The 14,093-nt window shown below is 57.2% G+C and carries 8 protein-coding genes; 1 reads left to right on the top strand and 7 read right to left on the bottom strand.

The annotated features are described in order from the left end of the window. Positions 1-649: 649 nt before the first annotated feature. From RE6C_RS14000 to RE6C_RS13970, 7 genes are all read right to left on the bottom strand, one after another. Positions 650-2,443 carry a DNA-methyltransferase gene (locus RE6C_RS14000; RefSeq protein WP_236618199.1) on the bottom strand — a complete coding sequence of 598 codons (1,794 nt, stop codon included), beginning with the start codon at positions 2,441-2,443 and terminating at the stop codon, positions 650-652. Between the two features lie 32 nt (positions 2,444-2,475). Next, positions 2,476-4,479 carry a hypothetical protein gene (locus RE6C_RS13995; RefSeq protein WP_008657517.1) on the bottom strand — a complete coding sequence of 668 codons (2,004 nt, stop codon included), beginning with the start codon at positions 4,477-4,479 and terminating at the stop codon, positions 2,476-2,478. Then, positions 4,476-4,997 carry an RNA polymerase sigma factor gene (locus RE6C_RS13990; protein WP_007328193.1) on the bottom strand — a complete coding sequence of 174 codons (522 nt, stop codon included), beginning with the start codon at positions 4,995-4,997 and terminating at the stop codon, positions 4,476-4,478. Before RE6C_RS13990 ends, RE6C_RS13995 begins: the two co-directional genes overlap by 4 nt. Positions 4,998-5,016: 19 nt before the next feature. Beyond that, positions 5,017-6,285: a DUF1501 domain-containing protein gene (locus RE6C_RS13985; RefSeq protein ID WP_008657513.1), complete on the bottom strand. Its 1,269-nt coding sequence runs from the start codon at positions 6,283-6,285 to the stop codon at positions 5,017-5,019. A 116-nt stretch (positions 6,286-6,401) separates the two neighbouring features. Beyond that, entirely contained in the window at positions 6,402-8,012 is a 1,611-nt protein-coding gene (locus tag RE6C_RS13980; RefSeq protein WP_039962078.1) for a DUF1549 domain-containing protein, read from the bottom strand. A 555-nt stretch (positions 8,013-8,567) separates the two neighbouring features. Beyond that, positions 8,568-9,602, bottom strand: coding sequence for an SMP-30/gluconolactonase/LRE family protein (locus RE6C_RS13975; RefSeq protein ID WP_039962077.1), 1,035 nt, complete (start codon positions 9,600-9,602; stop codon positions 8,568-8,570). Between the two features lie 164 nt (positions 9,603-9,766). Continuing rightward, the gene (locus tag RE6C_RS13970; RefSeq protein ID WP_008657509.1) at positions 9,767-12,457 is read right to left on the bottom strand and encodes a hypothetical protein; all 2,691 of its coding nucleotides are present in this window, start codon (positions 12,455-12,457) and stop codon (positions 9,767-9,769) included. 262 nt (positions 12,458-12,719) lie between these two features. On the opposite strand from RE6C_RS13970, the gene purM reads away from it, so the two are divergent. Beyond that, positions 12,720-13,799 carry a phosphoribosylformylglycinamidine cyclo-ligase gene (purM, locus tag RE6C_RS13965; protein ID WP_008657501.1) on the top strand — a complete coding sequence of 360 codons (1,080 nt, stop codon included), beginning with the start codon at positions 12,720-12,722 and terminating at the stop codon, positions 13,797-13,799. The last annotated feature ends 294 nt before the right edge of the window (positions 13,800-14,093 follow it).

The following is a 14,093-nucleotide window of genomic DNA, read 5'->3' as shown; positions in this document are numbered from 1 at the left end:
GTGGGGTGCGATCTCCAAGTCAAAAGTAACGGGCCGCAATGAACTGAGGCTTGGTTTGACGCTCTCGTTTTCACAGGAAGAGGTGCCAGCCCGGCGTACCTCTTACTTCGATTGAACCACTGAATCTGATGTCGATTTGTGGGCTGGGCCATCAAAGCCGACTGCGCTACGCCGATTGCATTTGAGACACTGCGAACGCTTGCGTTGAAGCAGGTCGGCAGGAGCCTTTCGGCATTTGGACTGTTTCGGTAAACGTCGTTGCTCCCACGTACAACCGGGGCTAACGCCCAAACGGCTCACATGATTATGCCCGGTCATTCCTGCCGACCTGCTTAGCGGCCTGTTGATTTAATCTTAACCCGAAGCGTTACCGCTTGTCGATTGAGTCGTCAACGAGGTTTTAACGCGTGTAGGAGAGGCACTCTTGCCCGTCAAAGTTGCGGATGTCGGACGAGAGTGGCCACACTACAGCAATATCGACAAGCCGGGTAACGAAGAATCGCGTGCCATTCCAACCAGCGGAGGTTGCATAGCGTGATCGCAAGTTCACCGGCAGGAAGCCATCACAATGTTCAACTCGCAGAAACGCAGATTCCCGTTCCTACTGAACCAAGACAATGTCTGAACAATCTCACGTCCTGGACCGTTGTCACTGAATTTCGAAAAGATCCTTCCATAAGGAAACGAGGTTCCGTGAGGTTGCCGGATTTTCTTGCAGCCATTGGCACATCGCGAGGCGTCGTTCGGGGCCCGTCGCGTCCTGGATCAATGCGGTGCGGACTTTGGGTTGGCCACCGGCCTCGTTACGCCAAAAGCGTTCTGCCGATTCGCTGGCGAGCTGGTCGCCAAAACGAACGGAGAAGTCGGACGTTTCGCCCACGAACAACACGGAATCGTCCTGGGCGAGCACCTGGTACAGGCCGCCTTTCGCGGAGCCGGTTTTGGAACTCGGGCCGGATGTGGTCGTCCACTTCTTGGCTGCTGAGAACTTTGGGGACGATCGCTCAGGTTCGTCCGCGCCGGGTTGATGCTCACGCGCAACGTTGGCCCATGATCGCAGTTGGGTCGCACACCAACGAAGTGTCAATGGATCGGCGTCAGCCGCATGCATCACTGCTTCTCGATCAAATTCTGATAGCAGCTTGGGATCGGTGAAGATATCGTCCAAGCTGTGTTCGGGATAACGTTGCACCAGGGTCGCCCACGCCAATTCAGCGGCGTAGCTGAACCGTTCCAGTGTGGTCGTCGGGATCGTCGTGGGACGCTCGGTGTGAATGCCTTCGGCGGTGAGTGAACCGGACGCGCGAAGTTCGATCAGTCGCTGGCGTAGGGACGCAGCGGGCTCGCGTTCGGAGATCCGGCGACAGGCGGATTCCAGGCGCTCGCTGAGGACCGGATCGAGCAACACTCGATCAACGGAGTGGCCATCATGGATTTCGCGGAAGGCGTTGATCAATTCGCCATCGGTCATGGAACGCAGGGTTTCAAACTGGAATTCCAACTGAGGTCCCACTTGTTGGGTTGCCCAGCGTTGTCGTTCCTCTTCGCGAGCGAGTTTCTCCGCTTTTGTTTCGTTCTTCTTGCCGTTGGTGGCGGGGGCACTACGAAGAGGGTCTGCGGCACCTGTCAGCGGATCGCCAACGCGAATTTGTTCGAGCCGTTCGGTTCCGAGCGAAACGTATTCTTCGCTCATCTCAAAGCTGATGAATTCGCGACCGAGCTTTTTGGCAACGGCGACGGTGGTGGCACTGCCGCTGAAGGGATCCAGCACTTTGTCGCCGGGGTCGCTGCAGGCTCGGATGATGCGGCCGAGCAACTGTTCGGGCATTTGGCATCCGTGGAATCCAGCTCGCTCTTTGAACGTGCCCGCGACTCGGGGAAAGTACCAGATGTCTTCGTCGGCCGTGAAGCCGTAGGGCAGGTCCTGAGGTCGCAGAATCCAGGTGTCGTCGGGCATGCGACCTTTGCTGTTGGCTCGGCGGTCGTTGTAGACCAATTGCCGGGCCGAAGGCACACGCACGGCTGGATCGTCCGCGTTGAACTTGAAGTGCTTTGCGTCTTTGACGAAATGAAACAGGTGAGCGTGCGAACGTGTGAATTTGTATTTGCAGTGCACGCCAAAGGTGTAGTACCAGATGACCCAGCTTCGGCATTGGAAGCCGATCTGTTGTGCGAGCACCTTCAGCTCGGCGGCGTACTCGTCGCCGATCGCCAACCAGAAGGCTCCGTCATCGGCGAGGACGCGGTGCACGCCGCGAATCCAGCTCTCGGACCACTGGATGTATTCATCGGATTCCAGCGAGTCGTCGTAGACGTCGTAGGTGTATCCGATGTTAAAAGGCGGGTCCGCAAACACCAAATCGATGCAGCCGGCTGGCAATTCAGCCATGCCCTCAACGCAATCTGAAACGTGGATTTGTCCGAACGCAGGGGGAGTCTTCAAAACATTCGGATCCATTCACGGGCCACAAACAATCAACTGTTGGGCCGGATGATCCACCATAAACGTTCGAAGATCAACGCCTCATCGTCGCCAGACGCGAGAGCTTGGTGTGCCAATTCACGCTGGGCGGTGTTGAGTTTCAATTGACCCGCCAAATGGGCGACGTGGTCCAATCGGCTGTCAAAGTCCGGCAACCGGGAAATCCAGGCCGGAACGATCATTGACGATCGCATTGGGTAACCAGTCGAAGCGACCACGGTTTTGCGATCTCGGTTCTTGTCAGGACGGCGGTCGCCCGATCCGGATGCGGATCCGTCGGTGGTCATTTCACTGCCGAGTGGCTGAGCCAGCAGTGCATCGCGACCGCTGCCGGCGGGCCAATTCGGTTTGGCGTCCAGTTGAGCGACCTGCAATCGACGTTGGACGGATTCAGGCCGACGAAACGGCGATCGAGCCGCCATCGCGTGGACAGCGGAAACGGCGTTGGACCACTGCTCATCGTCCGCGACCACAATGCCCTGTGGCGACATCGCCTCGGGTACCGAGCGAGTCATCACGGCATCGGACAGCAGGATCGAAAGGCAACGCAGGACGTCGAAATCACTGGCAATCAAATCATCGACCAAAGGACGCAGCGTCTCGGGCGGCACAGAGGCTGCCGACGCAACGGACAGATCAAACGGGCTGGTCGTGGACGGGGAATCATGGACCATCGTGAACAACGTGGACACGATGCCCTTCGCTAGCTCACGCGAACCGACTAAATCTTTGGACCAGGCCTTCGATTGTTCTTCGGTAGGAGGACTGGCCAATTGACGGCGACCATCCAACGTGTCGTAAAACAAATCTTTCCCGGCACGCGAAGGATTCAACAACGGTGCCAATCCAGCAGCGACGGACCAGTAATCGGCTTGAGTCGGAACCTCATCGCCCGCGTTGGGAACATCGTGGCAACGTTGGCAACGCAAGTCTTGGTGATTCGTCAAAGCGGCTGTCTTGACCGTGACTTCGTGCAAGTCCGCCGGTTGCAGCATGCGAATCCAAGGCGTCGCAGCGGATGTCTTGGAGTCGGAGGCTTGATCGCCAGCCTTTGGCGTCGTTTGCGAAGGACGCATCCACGATGCGATCAATCGGTCCGCGCCTGTTCCTGACTTCAGCACTTCGCTGAGTGACTTGGTAGCGTTTTCGTTCTGTGAGTTCTTTCCAAGGAACGAGGCCAGCAGACGGTTGGAGATCGCTTGTCTGTTGGAAGGCTTTTGGATGGCAACTCGAATGGCTGCGGCGTCGCCGATTGCATCGGCAGGAACTTCGATTCCCAAACGATCGGCAAGCTCTTGTCGGATCGATTCGTTGTCTCGCGATGGAGTCGGGCTGATCCCGAGCCGCTTCCAGTGCGATTGCCAACGCGTATCAACCGTTTTGGAAACCAAGGTGATCGGCGGAGGCGAACCTGAATTGCGATCGTGTTGGATCGTTGGTTGATCCAGCGATTCCGGCGAGGCATCTGTCAGGGAACCAGGATCGTCGGCGTTGTTGCTCGACGGATTGCCGGCCAATTCAATTGGTTGACGACGTTCTCGAGGAGCCGATTTGGGTTGTGGCGAGGTGCCGTTGCCCTCATTCTCGACGAGTGGAGCTGGTCCCGGAACCGTGGGAGCGTTTTGGGCAGCTTCTTCTGCCTGAGCTTGCAACGCCAAATCGGATCGATACTTCAACCCAACGGCGATTCCCACACTCAGCAACAACGCGGCGGCGGTTCCGATCAGGAGCGTGACGATTGATAGCTTGGAGGTGTACTTCGATGGTTGCGAAGTCGCACTGACGGATCCGTTCTTGGATCCGGTGCGTTTGGTGTGCGAGCCTTCGTCTTCATCCGCCAAACGTTGCAGAATGATTCCGGTTTGATCGGGAGGTGTTGGACCACCGAATGCTTCCTGCAATAACAGGTCCAACATGGCGTCATCACGCAACGAGTCGGAACCCTGGTTCTCAGGTCCTTCGTTGTGCGGATCAGCGGGAGATGGATTGGTATTCATGACGGTTGGGTTATAGCGCGGAGTTTTTCTTCCACGCAATCTCGAAGTTGTGCTTTCGCTCGCTGCATCAGGTTTCGGGCCCCGTGGTCGGAGATGCCGAGGTTTTCCCCGATTTTCACTCGCGGTGTGTTGTGAACGAAACGCATCGCCAAGGCGTCACGAGCACGTTCGGTCAGGCTCTCCATGCATTCTCGGAGGGCTTCGACGGTTTCATTGCCCGTCAAATCCTTGCCCGCCCAACGTTGCCAACTCTCGTCCAGCAACTCAGGTGAATCAGAAAGGTGGATCCGTCCAAACTTTCGGTGATAGGAAACGAGGAGGTTGTAGGCCGTCCGTCGCAGGTATTCTGAGGTGGCTTCGTCTGAATGTTGAACGAAGTTGTCTCGTCGAAGTACACGCAGAAACGTCTCCTGCGTCAAATCGTCCGCCGTGGCGGCGTCACATCCGAGCAGTCGCAAATACCGCCAAATTCCATCTTGGTGGCGGACAACCAATTCAGCTGGTGAAAGTTCACTCACACATCCATTGGCCTGGGTCTCAGGCCACCAATTCACGAATGAGCTTTCCGCCGCCAGCAATTTTCATCGGTCGTCCGTTGTTACTGGTGAAGGTGGTTTCGGTTGAAATTCCCAAGCCTTTGCAGACCGTCGTCATCAGATCTTCGCTGCTATAGGGTTCCGTCTCAACCGCAGTTCCGTCGAAATTGGTCTCTCCAACGGCCAAACCGCCCTTGATTCCCGCTCCACCAACGACGCAGGACCACGCCCGAGCAAAGTGATCTCGACCCGCGTTGGCGTTGATTCGAGGTGTTCGGCCGAATTCGCCCATCCACATCACGACGGTGTCCTGCAGCAATTCTCGCTGTGCCAGATCCTCGACCAGAGCACTCATGGCTCGGTCCAGGTTGGGCAACTTGGTGTCCTTCAGCGTTGCGTGAATGTTGTTGTGCATGTCCCAGCCGCCCAGATCGACTTCGATGAACGGCACCCCAGCTTCGACCAAACGACGCGCCAGCAGACAGCCTTGGCCGAAGTTATCCGTGCCGTAGCGTTCTTTGACTTCGTCGGGCTCTTTCTCGACACGGAACGCTTCCATTTGCTCGCTGGTCATCAGGTCCAGCGTTTTGCCCAACACCTTCGCGTGTTCAGCAGCGGGCGTGTCGCGGGTCCGCTTGGCAAATCCGCTCTCGATCATGTTCAGTGCCGCCATGCGTTGCAGCAGTCGTTGATCGTCCAAGTTCATTTTCAAGTTGCGAACGCGACCGTTGCTGGTGACGGAAAACGGCGACCAAGCCATCCCCAGGAAACCAGGTCCGGCGCCCGCACCGCCGACCGAAACGAACGGAGGAATTTCCAACTCGGGGCGTTGCTCAATCAGTTCGTGAGCGATCACGCTGCCGTAGCTGGGGTGTTCGATGTTGGGGTTGGGAACGTAACCCGTGTGCATGTAGTAACTGCCGCGACTGTGGTCGGCTTCGCGAGTCGACATGCTGCGAACGACCGACAGGTGCTTCATTTGTTGAGCGACCATCGGCATGTGCTCACAGATCTGAGCGTTGCCCGTCGTTGAGATCGGACGGAATGGACCGCCGGTCGGAGCACCGGGTTTCAGATCCCAAATGTCGATCGTTGCCGGACCGCCACCCATCCAAAGTAAAATGGCCGACTTGCGATTGCGTCGCATCTCATCGGCTTGCGCGGCGATGTTGCCACCTAGAGTCCACGCGGCAGCAGCTGCGGCAGATGACCCTGCCAAGTGGCTCATGAAGTGGCGACGCGTCATGCCGTTTGGTGTGGAAAGATCCATGGTGAACTCCGGGAAAGAAAAGGTGGTCGGTTTGAGGCGGTGGATGAACCGCCGCGGGTTTGTTTTGAGAAGAGACTCGCCGAGGTGACGGGGCTCGAGGTCGATTCAACGCAGCGTCAATGCTGCATAATGAATTCGTTGCTGTTCAGGATCGCCCACCACATGTCTTGCAACATCTCGGGCTCGTTGCCTTTGCGGGCGACCAGCAGCTTGCTGGCGATCGACACTTCGTTCTTGGTCGGACGACGTGCCAAACCGCTAAGGAACAATCGCGTCACGCGATCTTTGGGTGAACGACCGGTTTGGCTGAGCTGATCGAGGAACGATCCCGCTTCCAGGCTGATCGCGTTCTTAGTGAGGTCACCGTTGAACAACATCAACGCTTGTGGAATTGAACCGTTGAACGTGGTCGTTTCGGTTCCCTCGTCGTTTCCAAAGGCGACGACGAACTGTGATAACCAACGACGACGTTCGGCTTCTTGTTGTTCGTAGCTGCCTTTGGACTGCGCGTTGCTGGCGGTGACCATCGACGCGTAGAGCTGTTCAGCACTCATCTGACGCAAATAGAACCGTGAGAATTTCGGGGACTCACCGATCGTTGGATCGTCGATCTCGTTGCTGGCACTCAGCGTGGATGCCAATTGGTAAGGACGGCTGAGCGTGATCCAGGTGATCAGCTTCTTCAGGTCATAACTGTTGGCTCGGAATTCTTTGCCAAGGTTTTCCAGCAACTCAGGATGCGACGATGGGTTGTGTGGCCCCAAGTCATCGATCGGACGAGTGAATCCATAGCCGAGGAACATCGACCACATTCGGTTGACGATCATCTTGTCCAAGTACTCGCTTTGCAGCATCAGTCGTCCGAGTTCTTCTCGGCGGTTGACGTCTTCGACAAAGCCACTTTTTTCGATTTCGGTGCCATCGGTGAAGACCGGGTAAGCGACCTTCTGCAAACCGTTTCGCAGTTCGTAAAACACGAGCGCGTCTTCGGGGTCGTTGGCTTCACCGGCAAAGTCTTGGCTGACCAGTTCGGCCGACTCGATGTCTCGCGTTCCGTCAACGAACCGGCGCAGAGCACGGGTTTGGCGGAAGAACGCGTTGAACTCCCAAAACTTCTGTTGCTTCCACTGGTTGAACGGGTGGTTGTGGCACTGGGTGCACTGGACTTGTTGTCCCAAGAAAATCCGCGAAACGCTGCTGGTTGCGAGCGTGCCTTTTTCGGCGTTGACTTTGTCGACCAGGAAATTGACCGCTCCGTTGAAGTTGGCGTTGCCAGGTGTCGTGGAACCTTCGGCCGTCACCAACTCATACATCATTTGGTCATAAGTTTTGTTTCCCGCGAAGCTGTCGCGAAGATACTTCTGCATGCCGGTTCGGTTGGTCAAATCTCGACGGTCCGTGCCGCCACTGCGACCAATCAACAGGTTGGTCCAAACGGTCGACCAATGGTTCGCATATTCTTCGGTGTAGCGGTCGTCGTTGAGCAAACGGTCGACCAAGTTGGCTCGTTTATTCGAATCGCGATCGCTCACGAATTCGGACAATTCTTCGAGCGATGGGATTCGCCCGATGACATCCAAATACACCCTGCGGCACCAAGTCGCGTCGTCGACTTCCGCAGCAGGGCGGATCGAGAAATCTCGCCATACCTGTTCGATCGAGTCGTTGATCATCGCCACCTGAGGTGGGGCCGCTGGACCGGCGGCATTCACGGCGGGAGCCGTCATCGCCGATAGACACGCGAAGAATCCCGCGAACAGTAACCCTTTGCAGGGCAGCCCGTTGAAAGGCAGAACGAGTGATTTCATGAAGACGCTCGAGAATCGAAGAAAAGATTGGACCAATCTGCCGGCCGAAAAAGCAAACCGGGGAGTGGTCAGACACCAATCGCTGCTGGATGCCGCCAGGTGGAATCACCGGCTCAGTGCGTTCCGCAAACGGCAGTGCGTTCTGGGCCAGTAAAGATAGAACGAATGCGTTCTAACGATGTACCCACCGGCGTTGAGCGTGTTGTCGACCACCACTCATCTTAATCCAATCGGGCTCCGAACCGGGCCGAACTCGTCTGGGGGACGGAGAAAACGCGGTTCTGGACGTGTTGGCGTGGCCGGATGTTTCGATTTTCCGGGGGGAGCGACTGCCACGTTGGCGGAGTGGCGATCAGCCGGTCCGCCTCGATCTCTTCGCGATTTCATGATGAACATCTTCGCTCGCGAACGGAATCTTGAAGGAGTCGGCGAGCGAAGTCTGCTTATATGTTCATGATCGCTGTCGCGATTCGCTCAGTTTGAAATGCGAATTCGGCAGAGCTTGTCATCGGCGGTCATGTACAGCCACTTTTCGTCGCTGTCGAAAGTGCAATTGCTGGTGCGTCCGCCAGTGATGATTCGTCCCAGCAATTTGCCTTCCGGAGTCATCACATAGATTCCACCGGGGCCGCTGGCGAACAAAGTTCCGTCACTGTGAATCGCCATCCCATCGGGAAGGCCAGGGAACTCTTTCATCGCTTCGCTCGCGTTGCCAAGTACACGGCGCTGACCCAGCGTTCCGTCCGACTTCAGTGGGAACGCCATCCAAATCGGTTCTTGAGGATCGCTCTGGGCGACATACAGCGTCTGCTCATCTGGTGACAATCCGATGCCGTTGGGGCGAGCGATGGAATCCGTCAGCAGAGTCATGTCGCCCGTTTTGGTGACCCGGTACACACCGCAGAAATCAAGTTCACGTCGCTTGTCTTCTGCTCGCTCGGGCAATCCATAAGGCGGGTCGGTGAAGTACAGGTTGCCATCCTGGTCAAACACCAAGTCGTTGGGGCTGTTGAGTCGTTTGCCTTGATAGTTGTCGACGATTGTTCGTTTGCCACCATCGGTGGTCAGAACCGACACGCGGCGGTCACCATGTTCGCACATCACCAAGCGACCTTTCGCGTCCAGCATCAATCCGTTGCTGCCGGGTTCCAAACCATAGTACGTGTTGCCGGTGTAACCACTGGGTTGCAAGAACAGCTCAATGCCTTTGTTTTCACTCCAACGGAAAATGCTGTTGCGAGGAATGTCACTGAACAACAAGGAGCCTTCCCCGCCGTCTTCTTTTGCGGGAACCCAAACGGGGCCTTCGGTCCAAGTGAAGCCAGCGGCAAGCACTTCGATCTTGGTGCCCTTCGCGATGTATTGATCGAGCGAGTCATCCAGACGTTCGACGTTGCCGATGGTCGATGGCGTTTGAGCAATCGCACCGCAGCAGGTCATCAAGGACATCAGGGAAGCAGCCATCGCGGCGAACGCGACGCGACGATGACAAAGCGAAAATGACTTCATGTTGGGGATCTCGATTGGGAGGCGGGGATGGAAGGATGGGTGGCGAAGCATCTTATCCACGACGCCGGCGCGATACAAATTTTGCGATCGAGTCAGCGCAGACGCGAGGCATCCGTCATGCACTCGCGGGTTCGAACCTTCGCGAACTTATTACGAGGGCATCACTATTCGGCGGTGTACCGGATGTCGCCTCGGCGCAATCGAGCTTGCCACTTTTTGATGTCGCTGTTTCGACGAGCCACGTTTTCTTGGTCGGGACGATATCCCAGCGTTTCACCCACGATGTCTCGCAAGTTTTCAATCGCCAACACTCGGACTGACATCGAGCTTGAATTCAAATACTCGATCAGCTTCGCGTCCGCACCCGCTTCGAGTTGATCGTTGTTGTAGCCAACCAATAGTTCAAACAGGATTTCGTCGTCTGCTTGTTCGGCCTGTTGAATGGCGTCGTCGATTGCTTTCGCGGCCTGAGCATCCGATGCCATGTGCTGGCGGAGTTGTCGAAAGTGCTCGGTGAAGTACAACCGGTGCCGCGGCGTGCTGAGGATACCCGTCGCACCGAAGTAAACATCGGCTCGACCGATCAGCAGCAATGTTTGTGCGGCCAAGGCAGATACTTCGACGCGGCGAAACGCCATCGCTTCACGCAATTCTTTCTCGAGTTCTTTGTCGTCGAACGAACCGTCACGGCTGACGAATTCAAGCAATCCTTCGCGGGCGGAGGTGACCAACAAGTCCGCTTTTTCGGGAGGGTCGATCCAGTTGGGCAATCGTTCCACGTCGCTCACCTCGGCGGCCGATTTGCCCCGTCCTCGCCATTGTTGCCCGGACTCAAGCGTCACTGGCTCAGTGCTGGCTTCTGCGTCGTTTTCTCCTTCCAGCGGTTGCTCCTTCAGTTCGACGGTGCCTTGGACCGCAATGACTCGGTAAATGGGCATTCGGTTGGCCGGCACGCGTGGGTCCATTCCCAGCGGTCGAAGATGAGTCACTTCGATTGCCAAGACCGTTTGCGACTCAGGCATGGTCATCTCGATTGTGCGAGGTCCCAATTCCCAAACCGCCGTCACGTTCTCTTGCGTCGATGCCAACAGCAATCGGCCGTCATGCAATCGTGTGATGGTCTTCGCAAGCGTGGCCGCTTCGGGGGCGGCGTCTTCTTCCATTTCTTCGGATTCGGTTGCTTCTTCCGATGCAGCGGGCTGCGTCGCTGGCACTTGCGAGATCGACAATCGTGTCGGTCCAGCGAGTGTCCATTCGAGACCTTGGTCGCCCGCCAGGATTGGGCGGTACAACGATGGGGCCAAGACGGTTTGACCGGCCGATACGAATCGCAGGCGGTCGTCCGCTGGAGCGTCAGCATTTTCTTCTGCGCTGTCATCAGCTGCTTTCTTCTCGGCAGGCCATAGGCGACGCCAGCCGGCCGTATTTGCCGAAGTGGTTTCCTCATCGTTTTCGGCTGCGTCGGCTTGCGGGTCTTGCGCCAACACGACGGCTTGCTCGTTCACCAAATAAGCCACCTGCGTTCCGTCGGCAACGCTTTCGGATGCCGGCGATTCCGGCGGGCTGACTTCTTCGATGGCCGCGACCGATTCGGTTGGCGTTGTTTCAGGTGGAGTCATGCCAGGCGGGATCGGCGGAGCCGCATCGACCGCTTCAGGCATATCCGCGATGGCAGCGTCCGCCACGTCTTCTGCTGTTGTTGGTGTTTCGTTCGAAGTGGGGCCGGCGGGTTCGGTCTTCGGCTCGGGTTCTGTCGTTGCGGGAGTCTCCGTTTCCGTCATGGGAGCATCGCCAGTCGAGGTTTCTGGATCGAGAGATGCTGCCGTGTCGGTGTTGTCTGAACCGGCATCGGGTTCTTTGGTGGTGCTCGGTTTTGGAGTCGCTGATTCGGGAGCTGTCGGCGAGGTCGCTTGTTGGTTCTTAGGTTCGGGCGTTGGAGCCGTCGGCGTTTCGTCCAAGTCAGTGTTGTTGACGGTTTCGTCGTTCAACTTGTCTCGATCCGCGATTTGACGGTCGCTCAGCGGAGCGAAGATCTTGCCGAGTGCAAACAACAGGACGGCAACCAAGGCCAACGAAACCAACCAAGGTGTGATTCGTGACGGACGCACCATGCCGCCATAACCATCCTCTCGCATCATCGCTCGCGTGGTCCGAGCCACCAACTCGGCTTCGGATCGCGACGAGGAGGGCGTTGCGGAATGACCGACCGGGTTGCGAAGCCGAGTGGGAGCATCGGCCACACCGGAATCGCTCGGGCCGACCGGAGAGATTGGTTGTCCCGAATGCGTGTCGTCTTGCCCGATGGTGACCGCATCGACGGAAGCCACTTCGCCGGGGACTTCCGTCGCACCTTTTTCGTCGCCGGGAATGTCCAGCGAAGAATAGGAAGCCGTTTCCGCACTCGCGATCGTCTTGGATGGACTCGCGTCGGGGGCTCGCTCGATTTGTTGTTCCATGTTGCGGAGCGCCTCGCTGGAGGGCAACGCATAGATCCGTTCCTTCAACCCATCGCCGACTCGTGCGGGTTGGCCCAACACCATCGTCAAAATTTGGTGGCACGCTGCGGCTTCAGCCAGCGTCGTGTCGGATTCCAAGCACACTCGTTCGACCTCGGCGATTTGTTCCGCCGACAGAGTGCTGTCCAGGTACTCGCTGATGACGTTGGCGTTTTCCAGTGGGCCGACCGCATCCGGTGACATGGCCCCCAAATCAGGGTGGTCCATCGCGGCTTGGATTCGTGCGACCAGCGACGTGGCGTAGCTGCTTTCGTCAATTTTCTGCTTCAACAACTTCTCGTCTTGGTCGTCGAGCATGTCGTCGAGGTAGGCCAGCAAGGTTCGAAGGGTCAAACGCATCGGACAATTCCGGTGAAAAAAGCGGGCCGGCGGAGCGGCAGATATCAGTCAAAACAAGCGATTCGGTCGAAAGACACCGCGATCGAGATGTCCTCCACCCTTGTTAGTGACGTCGCGGCAGCGAATCCGTGCAAGGAAATCCGAAAATCAGGCAGGAATCCGATCGAGACACGCGAATTCGGGGCCCGGTCTCGTCATTTCGAGGTTCGCCGGTCATGATTGGGCGTTTCCAAGCCCGTCCTCCCCGTCAAATTTCTCGTTCATGGCTTCGACCTACAAAGACGCCGGCGTCGATCTGGATGTCTACGCTGAATCGATGAGCCGCTTGCCTCGGCTGATGCACCGCACGTTCAGCCCCCGCGTCATGCCCAGTGACGGTGGTTTTGCCGGACTGTTTCGCTTGGACTTTCCCGGCAAACTGTTCGCTCGCAACTACGAAGAACCGGTCCTGGTCAGCGGCACCGATGGGGTCGGGACCAAGCTGAAAATCGCTCAGACGATGAACCAGCACGAAACGGTCGGCATCGATTTGGTCGCCATGTGCGTCAACGATTTGATCTGCACCGGTGCCGAGCCTCTGTTTTTCCTCGATTATGTGGCGATGGGGCGAGACGACCCCGCACGTTTGGAACGCATCGTCCAAGGCATCAGCGATGGCTGCGTCGACGGCGACCTGGCACTGCTGGGCGGCGAAACCGCGATCATGCCCGACATGTATGGCACCGACGACTACGACTTGGCTGGATTCGCAGTGGGCGTCGTCGAACGCAAGCGATTGGTTGATGGGCATCTGATTGCTCCCGGCGACGTCGTGTTGGGACTGCAAGCGTCTGGACTGCACAGCAACGGTTTTTCACTGGTTCGAAAGATCATCGCCGATCATGGGCATCAATGGAGCGATGTGATCGACGAACTGAACCAAGACACGAAGTCTCCTGAAACGCTGGCACAAGTCTGCCTGCGTCCGACGAAGATCTATGTTTCGGCAATTCGTTCGATCCAGTCGCACTACCGAGTCAAGCAAGTCCTGCATGGCATCGCCCACATCACCGGCGGCGGCATCGAGGAAAACCTGGACCGAATTTTGCCACCGGGCGTGAATGCGGAAATCGATCCAAACGCTTGGACTCCCAATCCGATCTTCCAGTGGCTGCAACAAACCGGCGACGTGGCAACGTCGGAAATGCGACGCGTCTTCAATATGGGCATCGGCATGGCTGTGGTGATCAACGAGTACTATGCCGCCAGTGTCGCCAGCCAAGTGGCCAAGGCCGGCATTGAATGCTCACCCATCGGCCGAATTGTCGAAGGGTCTTCCAAGGTGGTGTACAAGGACGCCTGAGCGAAAGTTACCCGCCGTCCTATCTGCACCTCGCGAGGCCGGCCTTCGCGAGTTGGGTGGACCGCTAGCGGGCTGTTGATTCAATGAGCCGTATCTCGTTAGCGGCGGCTGATCCGGCGCCCGCCGGGACTAACGCTGGGCTGTCCGATCTTTGGTATTGATACCGGAATTGGCATAGATTCTTGAGACGGTTTCTGTCTTCGGTCACCTCTCCCCCGGCGCAGCCGGGGGAGAGCGACCGTAATGAATCTGGCAAGTGTGAGCGATCAAAAATCTTAAATTTTTTGATTCCAC

This window comes from Rhodopirellula europaea 6C (assembly GCF_000338295.1).
GTDB lineage: Bacteria > Planctomycetota > Planctomycetia > Pirellulales > Pirellulaceae > Rhodopirellula > Rhodopirellula europaea.
The sequence above is the reverse complement of the archived record's forward strand: the minus strand, read 5'-3'. Positions and strand labels throughout refer to the sequence as shown.

What these genes read in the sequence shown, in the direction of transcription:
- RE6C_RS13995 (WP_008657517.1), bottom strand. Translation starts at nt 4,479, where the DNA reads ATGAATACCAATCCATCTCCCGCTGATCCGCACAACGAAGGACCTGAG.
- RE6C_RS13985 (WP_008657513.1), bottom strand. Translation starts at nt 6,285, where the DNA reads ATGGATCTTTCCACACCAAACGGCATGACGCGTCGCCACTTCATGAGC.
- RE6C_RS13980 (WP_039962078.1), bottom strand. Translation starts at nt 8,012, where the DNA reads ATGACGGCTCCCGCCGTGAATGCCGCCGGTCCAGCGGCCCCACCTCAG.
- RE6C_RS13975 (WP_039962077.1), bottom strand. Translation starts at nt 9,602, where the DNA reads ATGAAGTCATTTTCGCTTTGTCATCGTCGCGTCGCGTTCGCCGCGATG.
- RE6C_RS13970 (WP_008657509.1), bottom strand. Translation starts at nt 12,457, where the DNA reads ATGCGTTTGACCCTTCGAACCTTGCTGGCCTACCTCGACGACATGCTC.
- purM (WP_008657501.1), top strand. Translation starts at nt 12,720, where the DNA reads ATGGCTTCGACCTACAAAGACGCCGGCGTCGATCTGGATGTCTACGCT.